The following is a 21941-nucleotide window of genomic DNA, read 5'->3' as shown; positions in this document are numbered from 1 at the left end:
GGGGCCAGTCCCCCCGACTGTCTATGCCACTTGGCTTGGTGTAGTATTGTAATTTAATAACATAAGGCCACCCAGATGGCCTGCAAGCGGACGCCAATCCCACACGCTTGACGGGGCAGAATTTCAAGTCATATCAACTTCATACCGGAGTCTTTCATGCCAAGACGTACAAAGATTGTAACCACACTGGGTCCAGCCACCGATCGCGACGGCATCCTCGAGGGGATCATCCGCGCCGGTGCCGACATGGTGCGGATGAACTTCTCTCACGGCACTCCTGAAGATCATATCCTGCGCGCCAATCAGGTGCGTGAAATCGCCGCCAAGCTCGGCCGCCACGTTGCCATCATGGGCGATCTGCAAGGCCCCAAGATCCGCGTTTCCACCTTCAAGGATGGCAAGATCTACCTGGCCATCGGTGACAAGTTCGTGCTCGACGCCGCCCTCGGCAAGGGCGAAGGCTGCCAGGAGCAGGTCGGCATCGACTACAAGAGCCTGCCCAATGACGTGGTCCCCGGCGACATCCTGCTGCTGGACGACGGTCGCGTACAGCTCAAAGTCGAGCAGGTCGAAGGCACCCGCATTCACACCAGCGTCACCGTCGCCGGCCCCCTGTCCAACAACAAGGGCATCAACAAGAAAGGCGGCGGTCTCTCCGCCCCGGCCCTGACCGAGAAGGACAAGGAAGACATCAAGACTGCAGCCCGCATGAACGTGGACTATCTGGCCGTCTCCTTCCCCCGTAACGGCGATGATCTGCGCTACGCCCGCGAGTTGGCCCGCGAAGCCGGCTCCAACGCCAAGATAGTGGCCAAGGTCGAGCGCGCCGAGACCGTTGCCAGCGATGAGGCTATGGAAGACATCATCCTCGGCTCCGACGCCGTCATGGTGGCCCGTGGCGATCTGGGCGTCGAGATCGGCGATCCCGAGCTGGTCGGCGTGCAGAAGAAGCTGATCCGTCACTCCCGCCGTCTGAACCGCGTCGTCATCACCGCTACCCAGATGATGGAGTCCATGATCAACGCTCCGCTGCCGACCCGTGCCGAAGTCATGGACGTGGCCAACGCCGTGCTGGATGGTACCGATGCGGTGATGCTCTCCGCCGAGACCGCCGCCGGCCAGTTCCCCATCGAGACGGTGACCTCCATGGCCAGCGTCTGCGTGGGCGCCGAGAAGCACCCCAGCCTGAACGTCTCCAACCACCGCATGAACTACACCTTCACCTCGGTGGAAGAAGCCGTGGCCATGTCCACCATGTATGCCGCCAACCACCTGGAAGGGGTCAAGGCGATCGTGGCACTGACCGAATCCGGCACCACCCCGCTGCTGATGTCCCGCATAAGCTCCGGCCTGCCGATCTTCGCCATGTCTCCCCACAACAAGACCTTGGCCTGGACCAACCTCTACCGCGGCGTCACCCCTGTGCTGTTCGACGGCGACGAGAGCAAACCTGTCTACGAGGTCTGCCGCGAGGCGCTGGACGCACTCAAGGCCAAGGGCCTGGTCCAGAGCGGCGACATGGTGCTGCTGACTCATGGCGACAAGATGGAAACCGTGGGCAGTACCAACACCTGCAAGGTGATGATGGTCGAGTAAGCACTGACGTCACATCGACAAAAACGGCTCCCACGGGAGCCGTTTTTTATAGTTAATCCCGGCGCCGTCATTCCCCCTCGCCGCCCAACGTCATCAGCCTTAGCCCGGTACCTCTTTGATATACCGATAAAAAAACCGGCCACTGGGCCGGTTTTTTTATTCATGTCAGAGCGCTCTATTTCAGGGCTCTTTATTTCAAGCTCAGGCAGCGTGCACCGCAGGAGCGGGTTGAGACAATCCCTCCAACTCGCCCGGGGCAAAGTTGTCCACCTGAATGGCTTCGTAGCGCAGGGCGTCGGCAGCCAGTAGCTTGCCAGCTTCATCCTGGCTGAGGATGGACTGGGACAAGGCTGCAGCAACCAACTCGGGCAATGCCATCTTGCGTGGCAGCCGACCCTCTTTCTGGGCCTGCACCAGCTTCTTCTCGATGGGCTGCACCGCCACCATGGCCTGGAAGGCGCGCTCCATCAGACCAACCGGATCCGCATCATCCTTGCCCACATAGCACAGGGCGGTCAGACGGTCGCGGAACTCGCCCGGGGTCATCATGGCCAGACAGATGGCGTGGCAGCGATCGTCGGTCGGCATCTTGTAACCGACGCCGAACGGGAACACTACCCGCTTGAGCACGGCACCCGCCACCTTGTTCGGGAAGTTCTGGAAGAAGCCCTCAAACGCCTTGCCGATGAGATAGAGGTTGCGCTCCACCGCATACTGCACGAACGGCAGATCGGAGACCATGCGGCCCTGATCCTCGTAGTGCTTGAGGGTAGAAGACGCGAGGTAGAGGTGACTCAGCACGTCGCCCAGACGGGCGGAGATCATCTCCTTGCGCTTCAGATCCCCACCCAGCATCAGCATGGAAACGTCGGCACACAGCGCCAGCCCCTTACTCATGCGTGACAGCTGCTTGTAGTAGCGCGCGGTTTCGCCACCCACCGGGGAGCCGTTGAACTGACCCAGGGTCAGCCCCTGGAACAGGGCGCCGAAGAAGTTGCCGGTACCAAACGCGATGTGCTTCATCAGCAGGGCATCAAACTTCTCGAGGCCGCGCTCCACGTCTGTGTCGGCCGCAGCCTCCAGCTCAGCGAACACGTAAGGGTGGCAGCGGGTCGCCCCCTGGCCGAAGATCATCAGGTTGCGGGTCAGAATGTTGGCTCCTTCCACCGTGATGGCCACCGGAATACCCATGTAGGCGTAACCCGTGTAGTTTTTCGGACCGAGCTGGATGGCACGGCCGGCGTGGATGTCCATGGAATCATCCATGACCTGGCGCGCCATTTCGGTCATGTGGTACTTGGAAATCGCGGTGACGATGGCCGGAGCCTGGCCCAGATCCAGCGAGCCGGCGGTCATGCGACGGGCCCCTTCCAGCTGATAGGTCAGGCCACCGATGCGGGCCAGCGCCTCTTGCACCCCTTCGAACTTGCCGATGGACATGCCGAACTGCTTGCGCACATAGGAGTAAGCCCCCACGGTGCGGCTCGCCATGTGACCACAGGCGGTGCCGAGCGCCGGCAGGGAGATGCCGCGACCAGCGGAGAGACATTCGACCAGCATGCGCCAGCCACGACCGGCGAACTCGGGGCCACCGATGATCCAGTCCAGCGGAATGAACACATCCTCGCCGTAGGTAGGGCCGTTCAGGAACGCCAACCCCATGGGGTAGTGGCGATCGCCGACCCGCACACCCGGGTGGCTGGTGGGAATCAGGGCGCAGGTGATGCCGAGCTCTTCCTTGTCACCCATCAACTTGTCCGGATCGTACATCTTGAACGCCAGGCCCAGCACGGTGGCACGCGGTGCCAGGGTAATGTAGCGCTTGTTCCAGTTCAGGCGGATGCCGAGCACTTCCTCACCCTTGTACAGACCCTTGCAGACGATCCCCTTGTCCGGAATCGCGCCCGCGTCGGAACCCGCCTCGGGACCGGTCAGGGCGAAACAGGGTACTTCCTTGCCATTGGCCAGTCCTGGCAGCCAGAAATCCTTCTGGGCCTGGGTGCCATAGTGCATCAGCAACTCACCCGGGCCGAGGGAGTTCGGCACCATGACGGTGACCGCCACGCTCAGGCTCTTGGTGGCGATGCGGGTGACTATGGTGGAGTTGGCAATCGCCGAGAACTCGCGGCCGCCGTAAGATTTCGGGATGATCAGGGCGAAGAAGCCTTCCTTCTTCAGGTAGTCCCACACGGGCTCCGGCAGATCCTTGGTCTCGTTGACGATCTTGAAGTCGTCCACCATGGCGAGCAGGGTCTCGACCTGATTGTCGATGAAGGCCTGCTCCTCGGCACTCAGGGTCGCCTTACCGTAGCCATGCAGTTTTTTCCAGTCGGGGTTGCCGCGGAATAGCTCGCCATCCCACCAGACGGAGCCGGCCTCCATGGCCTCCCGCTCGGTGGCCGACAGCGGCGGCAAGATCTTCTTGAAGATGCCAAACACCGGGCGAGTCACCACCTTTTTACGGATGGAGGGCACGCCGAGCACGACGGCTATCGCCAGCACCAGCAGGACAAGCAATGTGATCATACGAAAGTTCCTTTTATTTCACTGTTTCCGTTGATTATTGTTAGCAATTACACGGCCAGGGATAGCCTGGTCGACTCCACGGGCGCCCCGACACCGGACGCCAGATAAGGAATGACATTGCGCACCAGCCCTTCCACATCGAGCTGCTGGCCAAAGTCGGCCTGGGCGATGTCGCGCAGCGCATCGGCGGAAGCCATGGTGAACACGACTGTGCCCAGAGTGAAGTGCAGGCGCCAGAACAGATCCGCCGGCGACAGGGCCGGATTGGCCTTGGAAATAGCCTGGGTGATCCGCTGCAGGGTCGCGCCGTAATGGGTGGTGATGAAGCGACGCAGGTGGCCCTGGCTGTCGATGTAGCCGCGCCCCAGCAGTTGCATGAAGAGCGCAGGCCCGTTGGTGCGAACCTCCACCAGCTTCATCAGCGGTTCGACGAAGCTTTCGAACACCTGCAACAGGGTCAGCTGATCCTGTGCCATCAGGGTGGACAAGCGGGTGTCCACCTCCGGCATAAACAGGCTCAGATAGCGATCGAGCACCGCCTGGATCAGCTCCTTCTTGGAGCCGAAGTGATAGTTGACCGAGGCCAGGTTGACGTCGGCCTCGCTGGTGATCAGACGCAAGGAGGTATCGGCGAACCCCCGCTCGGCAAACAACACCTCGGCGGCATCGAGAATACGGTTTTTGGTATCGACTTTACTCACTGGACACCCCACTTAAAACGAATGTTTAAAAAGTACGTTTCACGCTCAGACATGTCAAGGGAATGTGAACAAGTGTTGGCGAAATGTTTTTAATCAAAAAGAGGGAATGAGGTGGGAACTTAGCCAGGAAACGGAACTCTATATCTATGCCACTGCAATTAAACATTAAGTCTCGCCCAACCTGCGCCATGCTAGTTGGGCATTTTTTTGTCCGCTCGTTGGCAAAGACCGCGGCGAAAAAAAACCGTCGCTGGGGCGACGGTGGGGAAAATTGAGTCAGTCATCCAGATCCAACTCATCGATGGGTGTTCAGGCTTGCATCGATGAGGCTATCCTCGCAGGCAAAGGTGTTCAGACTTTGTCAGTCCCGCCGTAATTTGTGACAAAGTATGGCAAGCCGCAACATGGCCCGTCCCCGCCAATCTTGCTATGCTGGCGCCTCATGCCAGAGGGGAGAAAAGATGAAGTATACGGTCGATACCCACACCCACACCGTCGCCAGTACCCACGCCTACAGCACCATTCATGACTACCTGCCCATCGCCAAGGCCAAGGGGATCAAGCTGTTCGCCACCACGGATCATGGCCCCGACATGGCCGACGCCCCCCATTTCTGGCACTTCGTCAATCTGCATGTGTTGCCCAGAGTCGTGGACGGGGTCGGCATACTGCGCGGCATCGAGGCCAACATCAAGAACCTGGCCGGTGAAATCGACTTCCCCGAGCGCTACGAGTCGCGGCTCGACATGATAATGGCGGGCTTCCACGAGCCGGTGTTCCCCCCCTGCGATCAGGCCACCCATACCCAGGCCATGATCAACGCCATCAAGAGCGGCCGGGTCGACATGATAAGCCACCCCGGCAACCCCGCCTTCCCCATCGACATCCAGGCCGTGGTCAAGGCCGCCGCCGAATACCGGGTGGCGCTGGAGGTCAACAACTCCTCCTTCAGCCACTCCCGCCCCGGCAGCGAGGGCAACTGCCGCGCCATCGTCGAAGCGGCGCGCGACTTGGGGGCCTATCTCACCTTCGGCTCCGACTCCCACGTTGCCTTCAGCCTGGGGGATTTCGACCACTGCCACCGACTGGTGACGGAGGCCGGCTTCCCCGAGGAGCGGATCCTGGCGCGCTCCCCTCGCGCCCTGCTCGCGTTTCTCGAAAGCCGCGGCCGAGCCCACATCCCGGAGTTTGTCGATCTCTGACGTGTGCCTGTAACCCCATGACCTGACTCATAAAGTAGATTCAGACTCATTGACTTGCCCCGTTATTTTCGGGAATCTAGTCCCACGCCGGTATAGCTCAGTTGGTAGAGCAGCGCATTCGTAATGCGAAGGTCGCAGGTTCGACTCCTGTTTCCGGCACCAGATACAGCAAGGCTCGCAGCGATGCGAGCCTTATTCATTTTTGAGGCTGGCTAACACCGGGCTAACGTCAACCCCGGCGTGCAAGTAGCATCGGTAATCCGGTTAGCAGCTCAGTGGCCTGCTGTATAAGGTAAGTTCGCGCCAACTCAGGATCCCGGCACCCCAGCCAGGCGTCACAATCCAGCATGGGCACTATCACCAGACTCCGCTTCTTATCCCCTGGCTTGTGCATTTGTCGCAACAACGGGTGCGTGTCGGCGTTGATCGTGAGTTGTCACATCTAAGGGGGAGCGGCTGGGAAAGTCCGCGGAGTGCAACAAACGCAGCCCATGAACGCGGCCCCCAACCACTCGGCGAGGAGCAGCCGCTGTGGCATCAAAAAGGCCCCCTATAAGCGTTAGCGTACAGACAGGCTCGCGGAGCCGGAGGAAGATGGTCGCCATAACAGACCAGCGGCTAACAGAGCGCCCGTCTGATATATGGAGCAGTCGTTGGATATGTCGCCAGCTCTGCCGTCGAGCAACAACTATCCGGGCTTACGCGTTGGGGACCGGGTCGGGATCAGTCGCAGCCTCATGGCCGATGACTGAAGACACTCTGACGTATTGATCAGTATCAAGAGGTAATCCCATGAAGAAGATCCATGGTTTAGCACGAGGCGCTGTGGCAATGGTCATGCTGTTTGGCTTGGCAGCTTGCTCCGGCATGTCGCAACAAGACAAGAGTACAGCCATCGGAGCCGGTATTGGCGCCGTCGGTGGTTCGGTGCTGACCGGAGGCAGTGCGGTTGGTACCGTGGGTGGGGCCGTCGTCGGTGGCGTAATTGGCCATGAAATCAAGAAGTAGGACTCCCTTACCCCTCATCACCCAACGCCCGGTTCACCGGGCGTTGTTATATCCATGGGCCGCTATCCCATAATGTGGTGTGGGGTCGAGAAATACGGGGCCGGGCACCGACAGGTTTTTCAGGAGGCGTGCAGATGGAGCTGGATGATCAAAGACCACCTATTGGGGTGGCCCATGTCGTATTGCCGACCGACCGGATGCAGGACTCCACCCGCTTTATGCGCCGACTCGGCATGAGGCTCCTCTTCGAGGGACCCGAGATCTCAGTCCTGGAGATGCGCGGCGGCCCCCACCTGCTACTGATGCGCCGCGACCAGATCGAGGCGGGAGCAGCCCCCTTCGATCTGATGGTCGACGATCTGCATGAAACCCACCGGCGCCTGAGCGCCCTGGGGCTAGCCCCCTCGCCCATCGAGGCTCGCCCCGCCATCGGCCACGAGGCATTTACCCTGATCGAGCCCGCCGGCCATCTGCTCACCCTCTTCTCCAGCCATGCCTCTGGTAAGCCCATATGACAAAGGCCTGCCCCCGATATCGCCACCCTAAGCAAGCGGCGTGATCAGCCACCGTGGTGAGCGCCTGATTCCAGCCCTGTTACCACAGGAAAGCTGACACTCTGCGGATCAGTGAAGGAGTACTACCTCGTTAGCTTCATTGGCCCAGATCTTGTCAGGGATATAATGAATCCCTCCCATAGGCAGCAGGGGCCAGCCGTGAGCAGAAAACCCGGGGCGGTTCAAACAACCCGCCAGCATAAATAGAAACCAGAACACAGTGACAGCAGAAAAATAGCCCCCTTATCGTCATTCATTTTTATATGTGCCTTAGCGAACCGACAACCGTCTACCTGCCCTTCATAGTCTCCGTATTTGCAGAAACCTCGATTGCAAGAGAGCCCGTCCCTGACCCCTTCATGATGCCTTGGCAGGTAAATCATGAGCCTTCATGCCTCTTCAGCGAGCTGCAGACAATGGAGCAAGCATGCATATTTCAAACCGGGAACAGAGCGAATTGATGCCTCATGATGGCCCTCGAGGGCAGCCCGATGAGTAGCTGGCTCGCCAAGCTGTTTGGCCATCAAGCACTTTGGCAGAATGATGTGCCAATCCGTGAAGAGCTGTTCGGTATCGAGCGGTTGGAACTCCACGCCATGACGTTGGCAGCAGCGCAAGCTGTCACGACCCAGCCCATTGCGGTGCAACCGCTACATCGTCGTTTGAAAGAAAATGAGACTGTCTTGCTCGCCGCCTACCAGGCCAGCGCGGCCGAGCTGGAGCAGGGCCGCGAACTGACTCATGCGGCTGAGTGGTTCCTCGATAATTATCATCTGGTCGAAACCCAGATCCAGGAAGTCCGCAGCAGTCTTCCCCGCGCTTACTACCGCCAACTGCCAAAGCTGGCAGCAGGGCCACTGGCCGGTTACCCCAGGGTCTTCGGGATTGCCTGGGCTTTCGTTGCACACAATGACAGTCACTTCGACCCCGAGATCCTGAGCCGTTTCATCCAGGCTTATCAACGGGTACAACCACTGACCATAGGCGAGCTGTGGGCCGTCTCCATCACCCTCAGGATCGTCCTTATCGAGAACCTGCGCCGTCTCGCCGAGCAGATCACGCTCGCACGGCGCATCAGAGCCGATGCAGATGCGCTCTGTTCACGGCTCCTTGTCTCTGCCTCCGCCTTATCCGCACTCAACGAAAATATTGCCGCACGCGCCGACAGCCCTCTCTCTGAGCTGTTTGCCGCCCAGTTGGCCAAACAATTACGGGATCAGGATCCATTGACCACCCCTGCCCTCGGCTGGCTGGAAGAGCGACTCGCTCAGCAAGGATCCTCAGTGGAAAAGGTGGTGAGGCATGCACAACAGCGACAGGGGGCCTCTAACGTCACTGTCCGCAACATCATCACCAGCATGCGCCTCATCTCGGACATCGACTGGAGCGATCTGTTTGAGGAGATGAGCCTGGTAGACCAGCAGCTACGGAGTGGCAGTGACTTTGCCAGCATGGATTTCGCCACCCGCAATCTCTATCGCTGTGCCATCGAGCAGTTGGCCCGGTTTTCTCCCCATGACGAGTTGGCCGTCACAGCCAGCGTCTTGGCCGCCACTGCGCAGGCGGCCCATGCCACCCCGGACGACATCCAGCGAAGAGCACAGGATCCCGGCTATCACCTGATTGCCGAAGGGCGGTTTGCGTTGGAAAACACGCTGGATTTTCGCCCGCCACCAAGGCTTCGCCTGCACCGCATCCACGCCAGACTCGGCATTGTGGGCTATATCGGCATCATCGCCCTGCTGACAATCTCCTTGCTGGCACTCACCTATGGCCTCCTCAGGGGGCCAGAGCGCGATTCCCTCTGGCTCATCCTCTTCATCCTGTTCGCATGCCTGCCCGCGCAGGGGGCGGCCATCGCCTTGATCAACAGTCTCCTGGGCGGTCACCTGGTGCCAAGGCCCTTACCCGCCATGGATCTCCACCACGGCGTGCCCTCCTCGTTGCGTACCCTGGTGGTCATCCCCACCCTGTTAACCTCTCAGGCCGATATGCAGGCTCAGGTCGCCCAACTGGAGGTGCATCATCTGTCAGGGATCGGTGGCGACCTCACTTTTGCCCTGCTCTGTGATGGTATGGATGCCGACCAAGAGAGCATGCCCGATGACGAAGCCCTGCTGGCCAACGCCCGTCAGGCCATTGCCGAGTTGAACCGCAAACATGGCCCAGGGCCTGCTGGCGAGCGTTTCCTGTTGCTCCATCGCCAGCGCCGGTTCAACCCAGGAGAGGGCTGCTGGATGGGGTGGGAGCGCAAGCGGGGCAAACTCCATGAACTGAACCGCTTGCTGCGTGGCGCCACCGATACCAGCTTCATGGCACCCGATGGGCAGCCACCCGCAGTCCCGGACGCAGTGCGCTATGTGATCACTCTGGATGCGGACACTCGCCTGCCCCGGGATACCGCCAGTCGGCTGATTGCCAAGATGGCTCACCCTCTCAACCGGGCTTGCCTGGATGCGGGTCACCAACGTGTCACTCGGGGGTACGGTATTCTCCAGCCACGGGTCACCCCCTCGCTGCCAATGGAACAGGATGGCTCCTATTACCAGTGGATCTACTCAGGGCCCGGTGGCATGGACCCTTACGCCGCCGCCTCCTCGGACATCTATCAAGACCTGTTTGGAGAAGGTTCTTTCACCGGGAAAGGCATCTACGACGTCGATGCCTTCGGTGCAGCCCTGGAGGCGCGTGTGCCAGAGAACAGCCACCTGAGCCATGACCTGTTCGAGGGGATTTTCGCACGGGCGGGCCTGGCAACCGATATCGAGGTCGTCGAGGAGTTCCCCTCCCGCTATGACGTCAGTGTCAAGCGCCAACACCGCTGGACAAGAGGCGACTGGCAACTGCTGACCTGGATCTACCATGTCAGACGCGGATCGGATGCCCTGCCCCTCGTCGGGCGCTGGAAGCTGTTTGATAACCTCTGTCGTTCGCTGTTGCCTCCCAGCACCTTTTTGGCGCTGCTCGCGGCCTGGCAACTGCCACTGGATACCGGCATCACGGCGACGCTGCTGCTCCTTGCCGGGCTGGCGCTGCCGATCTTCGTGCCGCTGCTCTTCGAGCTGCTTCCCCGCAGGCGGGATATTTTATGGCGCCATCACCTGGGCAAGATAGGCAACAACCTGCAACGTGCCGCCATGCAGTTGCTGCTCAGCTTGGCCTTTCTGGTCGATCAGGCCTGGCGCATGACAGATGCCATAGTGCGCACCCTGTTTCGCTTGTCTTTCTCCCATCGTCACCTGTTGGAGTGGACCACGGCGGCGCAAACTGCCGGGTCACCCCGCCTAGCCTGCGTAGGGTTTTATCGGCTGATGGCGGCGGGGGTGGTGCTGGGGATGGGCGCGAGCGCCATGACGCTGCTCAGTATCCCTACCGCCTGGCCCCTGGTGCTTCCCTTTGGGGGGCTCTGGCTGCTGGCACCGCTGGCCGCGTACTGGACGAGTCGGCCTTCCTGTCAGGCCAAGACGCTCACTTGCAGTGCGAAGGAGGCCGTGGCACTGCGGCTGATAGCCCGCCAGACCTGGCGCTATTTCGAGACCTTCGTCACCGACCTTGACAACCAGCTGCCACCGGACAACGTGCAGGAGAGCCCCGAACAGGTCATTGCCCATCGCACCTCTCCCACCAACATGGGGCTCTATTTGCTCGCCACCCTGGCGGCCAACGACTTCGGCTGGGCCGGGCTCGGAGCTACACTCAAGCGACTGGAAGCCACCCTGGCAGTGATGCAACGCTTGCCTCGCTTCAAGGGCCATTTTTTCAACTGGTATGACACCCAAAGCCTGCTAACCCTGGAACCCGCCTATGTCTCTTCGGTTGACAGTGGCAACCTGGCTGGCCATCTGCTGGTCGTCGCAAATGCCTGCGAACACTGGCAACAGCAATCCGGCTATGGCGCCGTCCGAAGCGGCTTGCAGGATACCTGTCTGCTGGCCGAGCAGGCCCTGTACGCCTATCTCGCCCAGCCCTACACCATACAGTCCAACATGCCACAGCAAGCGATCACCGCCTATCTGGGCGAGATCCACCACCAGCTATTCGGCCAGCAACCGATGGCGCAGCTGCTGCCCATACTCGCCAAGCTGACGGCACAAACCGCCAGCATGGCACACCATTTTTGCCGCAGCGGAGATCAACACGCTGGCGCTGAGCTTACCTTCTGGCTGGATGCGCTGAAGCTGGCGGTGACTGAGCATGCGGAGGATCAGCGGTCGTTCTCCCAACTTCCGCCATCATTGCGACTGAGGTTGCAGACCATAGCCGACGCGGCGCGCGCGCTGGCTATGGGAATGGACTTCACATTCTTGCTCAATTCACAGCGCAAACTGCTCTCCATCGGTTACTCCCTTACCGACAACCGGCTCGATGCCAGCTGCTACGATCTGCTCGCCTCCGAGGCCAGGCTCGCCAGTCTGTTTGCCATCGCCAAGGGTGATATCGTCACCCGTCACTGGTTTCGTCTGGGCAGAGCTGTCACCCCGGTGGGGCAGGCCACCGTGCTGATCTCCTGGTCTGGCTCCATGTTCGAATACCTGATGCCCTCGCTGGTCATGCAGGCCCCGATCGGTTCACAGCTGGAGCAAACCAACCGCCTGATCGTCGCGCTGCAGATCCGCTATGGCCGTGCGCTTGGCATTCCATGGGGAATATCCGAGTCGGCGTACAACGCCAGGGACTTGGAGTTCACCTATCAATACTCCAACTTTGGTATCCCTCGCTTGGCCCTCAAACGTGGGCTAGCGGAAGATCGCGTGATAGCTCCTTACGCCACCGCGCTGGCAACCATGGTCAACCCCGGCGCGGCACTGAAGAATTTCGAGCAACTGGCCATGCTAGGAGGGGCTGGACGTTACGGCTTTTACGAGGCGCTGGATTTCACCCGGGCGCGGTTGCCCGACGACCAGCAGGTCGCCATCGTGCAGAACTTCATGGCCCATCACCAGGGGATGACGGTGGTGGCCATTGCCAACGCGCTGCAAGGGGGGCGAATGCGCGCCCGCTTGCATGAAGAGCCCATCATTCAAGCCTGTGAGCTGCTGTTACAGGAGCGGATACCGCAGGACATGACCATCATCCGGACGCGTGGCGCCGAGATAAAGGCGTCCCAGACCCAGAGCCGCCAGGACGTCAGCGCGGTTCGGCGGTTGTTGTCCTCGGTCCACGGCACGCCAGTGACTCATCTGCTCTCCAATGGCCGTTACTCCGTCATGCTCACCAGTGCGGGTGCGGGCTACAGCCGTTGGCGCGACATCGCCATCACCCGCTGGCAGGCGGACAGCACCCGTGACCACCTGGGCTACTTCCTGTTCTTGCAGGATGTCCAAAGTGGCGAGACCTGGTCTCCTTGCGCACAGCCTCTGGGCCGCACCACCAACGAGGAGGAGGTCGTGTTTGCCGAGGATCGCGCCCACTTCCTCCATCAGAATGGCCGTCTGACCACCAGCATGGAGGTGCTGGTATCGGGTGAGGGGGATGGCGAGGTACGGCGTGTCTCGCTGACCAACCGAGGCCGCCACCGCCGCGAGATCGAGCTCACTTCCTACGCCGAGATAGTGCTGACCACCGCGGAGACCGATCGGGCCCATCCCGCCTTTGCCAAGCTCTTTGTGGTCACCGAATACGTGCCGGAGACAGGGGCGCTGATTGCTACCCGGCGACCTAGGTCACCCGAGGAGACCGAGGTGTGGGCGGCACATTTCATCATCGTCGAGGGCCAATCCGTGGGGGCTCTCCAATACGAATCCGATCGCGCCCGATTCATCGGCCGCGGCCGGACCGTCACCTCGGCGCAGGCCTTGCAGCGAGGGGCCCTGCTGTCAGATACCACGGGCACGGTGCTCGACCCCATCTTCTCGCTGCGCCAGCAGGTGCAGGTTCTGCCGGGCGGCAGTACTCATGTGGCCTTCTGGACCCTGGTCGCCTCATCGCGATCGGCGCTGCTCGACCTCATCGATCAGCACCACAATCGCCATGCCTTTGAACGCGCCAAGACGCTGGCCTGGACCCAGGCACAGGTCCAGCTTAACCACCTGAACATTCAGGCGTCCGATGCGGCCAACTTCCAGCGGCTGGCCGCCCCTTTGCTCTACGCCGATCCCCGTTTCCGCGCCGCCTCCAGCGCCATCCTGCAGGGTCTGGCGCCCCAGTCCGTACTCTGGCAACAGTCCATCTCGGGGGATTTGCCCATACTGCTGCTGCGAATCGACGATATCGAGGACCTGGCTCAGGTACGTGAGCTGCTGCTCGCCCATGAATATCTGCGCATGAAGCGGCTTGCCGTCGATCTGGTGATTATCAATGAGCACGCCACCACCTATGTGCAGGATCTGCAAAACAGCATCGAGACGGCCGTACGCAGCAGTCAATCCCGGCCACGCTTCAATGCGGAACTGGCACAAGGATCTGTGTACACGGTTCGAACCGATCTGATGAGTCCCGAGGTGCGCGATTTATTGTTCGCGGCGGCGCGTGTCGTGCTGACGGCACGCCGGGGATCGCTGCAACAGCAGCTGGCCCGCCTGCCCGACTCTCCGCCATTCCCACCTCCCGGGCCGATCGTCAAACCACGGCACGCCGTGCCATTCAAGCATCCACATCATCCAGAGCTGGAGTTCTTCAATGGGTTGGGTGGCTTTGCCAAAGAAGGTCGCGAGTATGTCACCCTGCTCACCGATGAGCACATGACTCCGGCGCCCTGGATCAATGTGGTGGCCAATCCCCACTTTGGTTTCCAGGTCTCCGCCGAAGGAAGTGGTTACACCTGGAGCGATAACAGCAAAGAGAACCAGCTGACGGCCTGGTCCAATGATCCCGTGATGGATCCCTGCGGGGAAGTCATTTACCTGCGTGATGAGGATACGCTTGAGCTATGGAGCGCCACCGCCCAACCCATTCGCGATGGTGGCACCTATATCGCCCGCCATGGGTTTGGTTATTGCCGCTTCGAACATCAGGCCCATGGGATCCACAGCGAACTGCTGCAATATGTACCCGTCGCGGATCCCGTCAAGATTTCTCGCCTGAGGCTGCACAACCTCACTCGGACCCCGCGCCGGCTCACGGTCACCGGTTATGTGGAATGGATTTTGGGCGCATCCCGCACCCTGACGGCCCCTTATATCACCACCCGGATGGATGCCCAGACCGGTGCCATGCTGGCACAGAATCCTTGGAGTACTGTTTTCCCCAACCAGGTCGCATTCTTCGATCTCGGTGGCCAGCAAACCAGCTGGACCGCCGATCGCAGAGAGTTTCTCGGTAACCACGGGCAGTTATCCTCCCCCGCCGCGCTGACAAGGCGCCACACGCTATCCTGCCGAACGGGTGCGGGAATGGATCCCTGCGCCGCCTTGCAGACCCAGGTCGTGCTTGCTCCAGGTCAACGCCTGGAACTTGTCATCCTGCTCGGTGAAGGACGCTCGGCCGAGCAGGCCAGTGCCCTTGTCAGCCGCTATCGTCAGGATCTCGATATGGTGCAAGACGAGGTAGACAGTCAATGGCAGGCACTGCTAGGAGCTATCCAGGTCAAGACCCCTGACAGGGCCATGGATATCATGCTCAATGGCTGGCTGCTGTATCAGACACTCGCTTGCCGGATCTGGGCGCGCTCGGCGTTTTATCAGGCCGGCGGGGCCTATGGTTTTCGCGATCAACTGCAAGATGGAATGGCACTCAGCTTTGCCCAGCCCCAGGCCACCAGACAACATTTGCTGCGCGCCGCGGCGCGCCAGTTTATTGAAGGGGATGTCCAGCACTGGTGGCTTCCCCATTCCGGACAAGGGGTGCGCACCCGGATCTCTGATGACAGGATTTGGTTGGCCTTCGCGACGGCCACCTACATTCTCGACACGGCCGATGAAGCCATTCTCGATGAGCTCATTCCGTTTCTGGAGGGCCCGCCACTGGGCCTGGACGAACAGGATGCCTTCTTCCTGCCAGCCATCTCCGACGAGTCGGCCTCCCTGTTTGAACATTGTGCTCGCGGACTGGATCAAGCCATAGAGCTGACTGGCAGCAATGGCCTGCCCCCCATCGGCTCAGGGGACTGGAACGATGGCATGAATCTGGTCGGCAACGAAGGCAAGGGAGAGAGTGTCTGGCTGGGCTGGTTGCTGCTGCGCACCATCATGTTGTTCGCCCCCTTGGCCCACGCCCGTCAGGACCCGCGCGCCGAGCGTTGGGAGGCCCACGCCCAGCGGGTGGGGGTCGCCTTGGAACGCAGAGCCTGGGATGGCGCCTGGTATCGTCGGGCGACCTTCGATGACGGCACCTGGCTGGGCTCAAAAGATAGCCCCGAGTGCCAGATAGACTCTATCGCCCAGTCCTGGGCCATCTTGTCAGGGGTCGCCGATCCCACCCGTGCCATGACGGCGATGCAATCCCTGGAAAAATACCTGATCCGCTACGATGAGGCGCTGGCGCTGCTGTTTAGCCCTCCCTTCGACAAGCTGACGCAAAACCCGGGCTATATTCGCGGCTATCCCCCTGGATTGCGTGAAAATGGTGGTCAGTACACCCATGCCGCGACCTGGGCCATCCTTGCCTTTTCAAGGCTCGGGGAGTGCACCAAGGCGCACAACCTGTTCGCACTGCTCAACCCCATCAATCATGCCCAGAATGCCGCCGACGTTGAACGCTACAAGGTGGAACCCTATGTCATGGCGGCGGATATCTACTCTGTCGCGCCGCACATTGGTCGCGGTGGCTGGACCTGGTACACGGGGGCGGCAGGCTGGATGTATCAGGCGGGCATTGAGGGCATATTGGGGATACATCGTGAGGGGCATTTCTTACGCATAGTCCCGCACTTGCCCAGACATTGGCCGGGATTTAGCGCCGAGATCACGATGGATGCCACCCACTACCGCATAGAGGTGGACATAGGGGAGCCGTCGGAGCGACAAACCAGCACCACGCTACTGGATGGGGTCGCTCTCCCCCCAAGTGATAGCCCCCTGCGAGTGCCGCTGGATGGGGGTCAACATCGGCTTCAGATCACCCTGGGATGCCATGCCACCTCGCGCGAGGCGGTGGACGCGGCCTGACATGCGAAAACATGCCATCTGCGCGTCTCGCAGATGGCATGTCGCAATCGGGATGGCATCAGGACTTGGGGCTTTTTGGCAGATAGGGCAACAGGCGGTCAGTTTCCGCCTTCACCACGGCATAACATTCGCAGCAGAGCTGCTCGAGCTTGACTCTGTCCAGCACGGTGATATGACCACGACTGTATTCGATGATCCCCAGCTTCTGCAGCTTGCCTGCCGCATCAGTCACCCCTTCCCGGCGCACCCCCAGCATGTTGGAAATCAGCTCCTGGGTCATGGAGAGCTGATCGCCGGACAGCCTGTCCAGCGACAGCAGCAACCAGCGGCAGAGCTGCTGATCGATGGTGTGGTGACGATTGCATACCGCCGTCTGGGCCATTTGCGTGAGCAGTGCCTGGGTGTAACGCAAGACCAGATGCAACATGTCCCCATGCAGGTTGAACTCGGTTTTCAGCAAGTTCCCCTTGAGGCGGTAGGCATGGCCTGCGCTCTGCACCAGGGCCCGGCTCGTCGTGCTCTCCCCCCCCATAAACAGCGCCACCCCGATGAGGCCTTCGTTGCCGACCACTGAGATCTCCGCCGAGGCGCCATCTTGCATCACGTATAGCAGTGAGACGATGCAATCTATGGGAAAGTAGACATAACGCAAGGTATCACCAGATTCGTACAACACCTTACCCAGCGGTAACGCGGTATATTCAAGATGCGGCAACAAACGCTCATATGCCTCTGCAGGCAAGGCCGCCAGTAAGTGGTTCTGCAGTGGATGATGTGCGGGCATATCTCTTACCATGCTGTTTTTTCACCCAACAAGAATATACAAAAAACTACGGGATGGATAAAAACAGACTACAAGAGTGCCAATAAAGTCTCTTTGACATCAGTTATCTACGTTGACGCCCCTGTTCGTAGGGAAAAAAATCTCGTGCCTATGTGCTACAGCGAACCGACATCACAAAGTCGATACGTCAGACTTGAGGGATATTCACTGCAGATGCAATGCATAGGCGTGGATTACATGACGTGACAAGAAGAGCCTTGGTCTCACGGGCTAAGATAATATCTTGCTATCAATTAGTAATATCATCGCGGGACCGGACCAGCTTTTCTTATACCACTAAATAACATTGTGGGTAGCAGTCCTACCCAAACCACCAGTATCCGTTTGGTATTGGCCAACGCAGAATATACGAAGCCTGATACCGCAGATATATCTTATTGAATATGGAGAACGATCATGATCACATCCGACAAGAGTAGAGGCACCACCGGCACGAAAGCCGCTCCCAAATCAGACGTCATCATCCCTGCTAGCGCAACACATCCGGCGGTGGATCAGATGACCCAGAGTACCCATAAGGTCGTCGACAAGCTCGCCGATGCGGTAAATTCGGCAACGACCACCTTCAATGACAAGAATAAGGACTTACAGGAAGCGAAGGACTCGTATTTCAAAAGAGTACGAGTTCAAGTCAAGAGCAACCCCATGAGCTATATGATGCTGGCACTCGTGGTCGGATTTCTGGTGGGTTTTATATTTATTTAATAATACAGTATCCCGTTTACCGGATTTGGCATGACTCAAGGGAGTCATAAAATAAAGTTACAACATGCCCACATATATAAAGTCATTTTCGACCACTCATGACATTACCGATAAAATACAGCAGTAAAACACACCGACTGGACGGTGTGTTTTACTGCTGTAGATAACATAAACCGTCTCTATTATTTAAGATGCAGATTGTTCTTCACTGACGTCACACCTTCGACACCACTTGCTACGGCACCGGCTTTTGAAATACTGGCCTCTTTACTGACGAAGCCACTGAGCTGCACTACACCTTTGAAGGTTTCTACACTGATTTCAGCTGACTTGAGGTCTGGATCGGAAAAAATTGCAGACATAACCTTGGTGGTTACCACAGAGTCATCAATATACTCCCCGGTTCCTTCCTTATTGGCTGTTGACGCACAACCAACCACCGCGGCTGATAGCAATGCTATTGCGGCAAAGTTTCTGGCAATACTGTTGACGTTTTTCATGATAAGCATGACTCCAACTTGACGGTAGTGTGCCAATCAACAAGATAACGAGGACAGAATTCTGCCCATGCAGTGGCACTCCAAATAGGCCGTGATTGATATATGACGAACGCTGGGTCAACTATTGACTCCCAACCCTATCTATACTGGTAACACGCCTAAACTAGCCTTGCTTGCCTCTCCCGTCTGTACGCTGCCGAACAAAGTAGGTAATTGTTCACCGGGACGGGACTGACGGCATCAGTTTATAATCCGTCTTCTCGACAGGCCCGTACCACTGCTCGCAGCCACTCCTGCGGGCAACGGCCCAATCGTTTGCTCGTCTCCACCAACAACAGGATGCGCTGGTAAAACAGCTCGCCGTGATGAGATCACCGAAGCACAAGGAGAATGATATGAGTGAGAACATGCTGTGGTTTCTCATCGTAGGGTTGGTGGCCGGTTGGCTGGCAGGAATATTGGTCAAAGGAGGAGGCTTCGGATTGATTGGAGATCTCGTCGTGGGTGTGCTCGGTGCATTTGTTGGCGGTTGGCTGTTCACCACCTTGGGTGTTTCCATGGGCGGTGGCCTGCTCGGCAGCATCCTGGTGGCGACGATAGGGGCCGTCGTTCTACTCCTGATCGTGCGCATCATCAAACGTGCCTAGGCGCATCGAGCAATGTGTAGGGATGAGGTTTTGAATGACGTACCGGCTCTCTGCTTGCGTCAAACTTGGTGATCACGTATTCCCCAACGCGTACGGATGAACACTGGCATGGAGCCCAATCACGATAGCCTTAGATCACATTCACAACTTGGGGGGAGCCGGTGATGATGCCCAGTCTCGACAGTCTTGACCATGTCCATATTCATGTCGCCAACCGTGCACAGTCGGAAGCCTGGTACGCAAGGGTGCTGGGATTGCACCGCCAGCCAGAGTTTGAACCCTGGCTGTCAGAGCACGGCCCACTGACCGTAAGCAATGCTGCAGCGACTGTCCACCTCGCACTGTTCGAGCGTCCTGTCGGAAAGTGCCATTCCGTCGTCGCCTTTCGCACCACGGCCGCGGAGTTCCTTGCCTGGCGTGCCCATCTGTCTGCCATCCTCGGCCATGACGTTAAGGCCGTCGATCACCATCTTGCCTGGTCACTCTATTTCAACGATCCCGACGGAAATCCTTTCGAGATAACGTCCTATGAGCACCAGCACATAGCGGAAGCGCTTGCATCGACAGGGGTTGGCTCCCTCCATCGAGAGGATGGTCACCAAGCCCGGTGCCACCCTTAATGTCAAACCTTAGCCGCCGAGAAGGAAGCCCTCATGCGTAATGCTGCCTGGTACTCCCGTTTTGCGAAAGCAGCCGCACACTTTTGCGGCAGACCCCGAGTGTTCTCGCTCGCGGTGGGGGTTATTCTGCTTTGGGTGGTCACCGGCCCGTTGTTCGGGTTCAGTGACACCTGGCAACTCGTGATCAACACCGGCACGACGATCATCACCTTTCTAATGGTCTTCCTCATCCAGAACACCCAAAACCGGGACACCGAAGCCATTCAGATCAAGTTGGACGAACTCATTCGGGCAACTCAAGGTGCGCACAACGCGCTCCTCGATCTCGAGGAGCTGGAAGAAGAGAACCTGCACGCGTTCAAGATTAAGTACCAGGCACTGGCCGCAGCCGCCCGATCGGAACTGACGCTGGGTAACAAGGACACGGGATCACCTGAACCATAAAAGAGTATCCCTCTCATCGTTTTATTACTTACTCCTGTGTAGTGGCCCAGTCTTCGGTGTTTGCCAACGCTGGCCTGCTTTAATAACGCTTTTTGTGGTTGCCGCAACCTTGCCACCAGTCGGGAACTGAATTTTGTGCTGCAGACCTTCGATGAGTGGCTCGCCCAACACAATGGGCTGTATCCAAGTTTCAAGGCGCAGGTTCTCGTGTTAGTGGGAACCTGCGCCTTGAAACGTTACATCTTACTGAATCCAACACCCAAAGGCGCAAGGTTGTGTGCTTACTTGAATTTCGACTGGGCCTCGGCCAAACCGGTCTTCAGATCGCTCCACATCTTGTCGGCGGTGACCTTAATCTGCTCCCAGGATTCACCGCTCGCCCTGCCGAGCTCTTCCATATTGTCGGTGGCGGCGTACTGCTTGACGCGCAAGGACTGGATCTCCTCCGCCCGCCGGACTCTCATGTCGGCGGTCATGTTGTCCATTTTGGCTTCCAGCAGATTGAGCTGACTGCTCCACTCCCTGAGCTGTGCGTTCATCTTTTCCTTGTATGCCTTGTACATTTCCATGATGTTCTCCTTGGCTACGGGTGGGGCATTATTGGGTCGAGCTAACCACCAGCTTATTAACAACATTCTCGACGCCATCTATTGCTATCGCTCGCGCGCTGGCTTTGTCGCTATTGGCCTGTGAGTCAACCGTCCCGGTCAACGTGACCACACCTCCGACGGTGTCGACACTGATCTGCATCGACTTCAGACCGGGCTCACCGAGGAGCGCGCCTTTGACCTTGGCGGTCACTTCGGTGTCCTCCCAGGATTGGGCGTTTTTGTCACTTTGTTCCGATATCTTGCCCTCATACTCGTTGACGGTTTCGTCGACTTTTTTGCCGGTGTCGCTGACCGCTTCGTCAATTTTCTTGCCGGCCTGTTCGGCCGACCCCGGTTTGTCACATCCGCTCATCCCGAAGGCGAGCAGCATCGAGATGGCAAGGATAGTTTTGCTTGGTTTCATGTGTTGATTTCTCCGGTGCAAGGCTGCCTGGATTAGGCTGCCTAGATTTTGCCGAGCAGAACCAGGATAAGCATGATGATCAGCACCAGTCCGATCAGGCTGCTAGGGGTATAACCCCAGCTCCGGCTGTGCGGCCAGCTTGGAATCGCGCCGATCAATAACAGGACAAGCACGATCAGTAGAATGGTTCCCATGGTCACTTCCTTCGCCTAAGCGTTTCATATGGGGTGATATAAACGACCCATTTCATGGCGATAGTGCGACGAGTCCATCGACCGGGTCTGTTCGCCACCACACAGACCGGGCATGCGTTTTGCTATCGAGCCAAAAAGGAGCCCGAAAGAGTCCTCAATGTGAATTCACAAGATTCTCTTGGTACCATGAACGAGAACCAACGTGAGTCATCAACTGACCTTTGCTGACGACGAGTTCAACGGTAAACGCCGCCAGACCCGCAAAGAAATTTTCCTATCTCGAATGAAGCCGTTGCTCCCTTGCCCCAGGACACCGGCCGTCATTGAGTCCATCTATCCCAG

General features: G+C 58.7%; 16 protein-coding genes, 1 tRNA gene and 2 pseudogenes. 11 read left to right on the top strand and 8 right to left on the bottom strand.

What is annotated here, in order from left to right:
- Positions 1-156 precede the first annotated feature (156 nt).
- Positions 157-1596 carry a pyruvate kinase gene (gene pyk / locus BN1124_RS06195; RefSeq protein ID WP_042640116.1) on the top strand — a complete coding sequence of 480 codons (1440 nt, stop codon included), beginning with the start codon at positions 157-159 and terminating at the stop codon, positions 1594-1596.
- A gap of 201 nt (positions 1597-1797) precedes the next feature.
- Here the strand turns inward: pyk and BN1124_RS06190 are convergent, their stop codons facing one another.
- Together BN1124_RS06190 and BN1124_RS06185 are read right to left on the bottom strand one after the other, a co-directional pair.
- Entirely contained in the window at positions 1798-4122 is a 2325-nt protein-coding gene (locus tag BN1124_RS06190) for an acyl-CoA dehydrogenase (protein WP_042640115.1), read from the bottom strand.
- Between the two features lie 47 nt (positions 4123-4169).
- Positions 4170-4823: a TetR family transcriptional repressor PsrA gene (locus BN1124_RS06185; RefSeq protein WP_042640113.1), complete on the bottom strand. Its 654-nt coding sequence runs from the start codon at positions 4821-4823 to the stop codon at positions 4170-4172.
- Positions 4824-5284: 461 nt separating this feature from the next.
- Here BN1124_RS06185 and BN1124_RS06180 point away from each other — a divergent pair, with 461 nt between their 5' ends.
- From BN1124_RS06180 to BN1124_RS06160, 5 genes are all read left to right on the top strand, one after another.
- On the top strand, positions 5285-6025 hold the full coding sequence (locus BN1124_RS06180; protein WP_042640111.1) for a phosphatase: 741 nt from the start codon (positions 5285-5287) through the stop codon (positions 6023-6025).
- A gap of 86 nt (positions 6026-6111) precedes the next feature.
- Positions 6112-6187, top strand: a tRNA-Thr gene (locus BN1124_RS06175).
- 630 nt (positions 6188-6817) lie between these two features.
- Complete coding sequence (locus tag BN1124_RS06170; protein ID WP_033131793.1) at positions 6818-7033, top strand: glycine zipper 2TM domain-containing protein; 216 nt, start codon at positions 6818-6820, stop codon at positions 7031-7033.
- 134 nt (positions 7034-7167) lie between these two features.
- Positions 7168-7548, top strand: coding sequence for a VOC family protein (locus BN1124_RS06165; protein ID WP_042640108.1), 381 nt, complete (start codon positions 7168-7170; stop codon positions 7546-7548).
- A gap of 506 nt (positions 7549-8054) precedes the next feature.
- Positions 8055-16631: a GH36-type glycosyl hydrolase domain-containing protein gene (locus tag BN1124_RS06160; protein WP_231553607.1), complete on the top strand. Its 8577-nt coding sequence runs from the start codon at positions 8055-8057 to the stop codon at positions 16629-16631.
- Positions 16632-16689: 58 nt separating this feature from the next.
- Here BN1124_RS06160 and BN1124_RS06155 read toward each other — a convergent pair whose 3' ends face one another.
- Positions 16690-17346: a Crp/Fnr family transcriptional regulator gene (locus BN1124_RS06155; RefSeq protein WP_231553606.1), complete on the bottom strand. Its 657-nt coding sequence runs from the start codon at positions 17344-17346 to the stop codon at positions 16690-16692.
- A gap of 525 nt (positions 17347-17871) precedes the next feature.
- Between BN1124_RS06155 and BN1124_RS06150 the strand changes: the two genes are divergently transcribed.
- Complete coding sequence (locus tag BN1124_RS06150; protein ID WP_042640104.1) at positions 17872-18180, top strand: hypothetical protein; 309 nt, start codon at positions 17872-17874, stop codon at positions 18178-18180.
- A 182-nt stretch (positions 18181-18362) separates the two neighbouring features.
- Here the strand turns inward: BN1124_RS06150 and BN1124_RS06145 are convergent, their stop codons facing one another.
- Together BN1124_RS06145 and BN1124_RS21205 are read right to left on the bottom strand one after the other, a co-directional pair.
- Positions 18363-18680 carry a BON domain-containing protein gene (locus BN1124_RS06145; protein ID WP_042640877.1) on the bottom strand — a complete coding sequence of 106 codons (318 nt, stop codon included), beginning with the start codon at positions 18678-18680 and terminating at the stop codon, positions 18363-18365.
- A gap of 217 nt (positions 18681-18897) precedes the next feature.
- Positions 18898-19051 (bottom strand): annotated as a pseudogene (locus tag BN1124_RS21205) (IS66 family transposase); the annotation flags it as partial.
- A gap of 24 nt (positions 19052-19075) precedes the next feature.
- Between BN1124_RS21205 and BN1124_RS06140 the strand changes: the two are divergent.
- The 3 genes from BN1124_RS06140 (at position 19076) to BN1124_RS06130 (ending at position 20391) form a co-directional block, all read left to right on the top strand.
- Positions 19076-19327, top strand: a complete 252-nt coding sequence (locus BN1124_RS06140; RefSeq protein WP_042640103.1) for a GlsB/YeaQ/YmgE family stress response membrane protein — start codon at positions 19076-19078, stop codon at positions 19325-19327.
- A 164-nt stretch (positions 19328-19491) separates the two neighbouring features.
- A complete protein-coding gene (locus BN1124_RS20695; protein WP_082041446.1) occupies positions 19492-19947 on the top strand; it encodes a VOC family protein in 456 nt (151 codons plus the stop codon).
- Positions 19948-19980: 33 nt separating this feature from the next.
- Positions 19981-20391 carry a low affinity iron permease family protein gene (locus BN1124_RS06130; protein WP_042640098.1) on the top strand — a complete coding sequence of 137 codons (411 nt, stop codon included), beginning with the start codon at positions 19981-19983 and terminating at the stop codon, positions 20389-20391.
- Positions 20392-20672: 281 nt separating this feature from the next.
- On the opposite strand, the gene BN1124_RS06125 is transcribed toward BN1124_RS06130, so the two are convergent.
- The 3 genes from BN1124_RS06125 to BN1124_RS20690 are packed head-to-tail and all read right to left on the bottom strand — an operon-like array spanning position 20673 to position 21599.
- Positions 20673-20960 carry a sll1863 family stress response protein gene (locus tag BN1124_RS06125; protein ID WP_042640096.1) on the bottom strand — a complete coding sequence of 96 codons (288 nt, stop codon included), beginning with the start codon at positions 20958-20960 and terminating at the stop codon, positions 20673-20675.
- 28 nt (positions 20961-20988) lie between these two features.
- Positions 20989-21405, bottom strand: a complete 417-nt coding sequence (locus BN1124_RS06120) for a BON domain-containing protein (protein ID WP_042640094.1) — start codon at positions 21403-21405, stop codon at positions 20989-20991.
- Positions 21406-21446: 41 nt separating this feature from the next.
- Positions 21447-21599, bottom strand: a complete 153-nt coding sequence (locus BN1124_RS20690; protein ID WP_197066169.1) for a DUF3309 family protein — start codon at positions 21597-21599, stop codon at positions 21447-21449.
- A 202-nt stretch (positions 21600-21801) separates the two neighbouring features.
- Here BN1124_RS20690 and BN1124_RS21200 point away from each other — a divergent pair.
- A pseudogene (locus tag BN1124_RS21200) lies at positions 21802-21939 on the top strand (IS5/IS1182 family transposase); the annotation flags it as partial.
- Positions 21940-21941: the final 2 nt, after the last annotated feature.

The organism is Aeromonas eucrenophila (assembly GCF_000819865.1).
Lineage (GTDB): Bacteria > Pseudomonadota > Gammaproteobacteria > Enterobacterales > Aeromonadaceae > Aeromonas > Aeromonas eucrenophila.
Note: the sequence above shows the minus strand (reverse complement) of the source record. Positions and strands in the feature narration are given on the sequence as shown.

Excerpts from the sequence above, each read along its gene's own strand:
- pyk (WP_042640116.1), top strand. The coding sequence starts at position 157 with ATGCCAAGACGTACAAAGATTGTAACCACACTGGGTCCAGCCACCGAT.
- BN1124_RS06190 (WP_042640115.1), bottom strand. The coding sequence starts at position 4,122 with ATGATCACATTGCTTGTCCTGCTGGTGCTGGCGATAGCCGTCGTGCTC.
- BN1124_RS06180 (WP_042640111.1), top strand. The coding sequence starts at position 5,285 with ATGAAGTATACGGTCGATACCCACACCCACACCGTCGCCAGTACCCAC.
- BN1124_RS06170 (WP_033131793.1), top strand. The coding sequence starts at position 6,818 with ATGAAGAAGATCCATGGTTTAGCACGAGGCGCTGTGGCAATGGTCATG.
- BN1124_RS06165 (WP_042640108.1), top strand. The coding sequence starts at position 7,168 with ATGGAGCTGGATGATCAAAGACCACCTATTGGGGTGGCCCATGTCGTA.
- BN1124_RS06160 (WP_231553607.1), top strand. The coding sequence starts at position 8,055 with ATGATGGCCCTCGAGGGCAGCCCGATGAGTAGCTGGCTCGCCAAGCTG.
- BN1124_RS06150 (WP_042640104.1), top strand. The coding sequence starts at position 17,872 with ATGATCACATCCGACAAGAGTAGAGGCACCACCGGCACGAAAGCCGCT.
- BN1124_RS06145 (WP_042640877.1), bottom strand. The coding sequence starts at position 18,680 with ATGAAAAACGTCAACAGTATTGCCAGAAACTTTGCCGCAATAGCATTG.
- BN1124_RS06140 (WP_042640103.1), top strand. The coding sequence starts at position 19,076 with ATGAGTGAGAACATGCTGTGGTTTCTCATCGTAGGGTTGGTGGCCGGT.
- BN1124_RS20695 (WP_082041446.1), top strand. The coding sequence starts at position 19,492 with ATGATGCCCAGTCTCGACAGTCTTGACCATGTCCATATTCATGTCGCC.
- BN1124_RS06130 (WP_042640098.1), top strand. The coding sequence starts at position 19,981 with ATGCGTAATGCTGCCTGGTACTCCCGTTTTGCGAAAGCAGCCGCACAC.
- BN1124_RS06125 (WP_042640096.1), bottom strand. The coding sequence starts at position 20,960 with ATGGAAATGTACAAGGCATACAAGGAAAAGATGAACGCACAGCTCAGG.
- BN1124_RS06120 (WP_042640094.1), bottom strand. The coding sequence starts at position 21,405 with ATGAAACCAAGCAAAACTATCCTTGCCATCTCGATGCTGCTCGCCTTC.
- BN1124_RS20690 (WP_197066169.1), bottom strand. The coding sequence starts at position 21,599 with ATGGGAACCATTCTACTGATCGTGCTTGTCCTGTTATTGATCGGCGCG.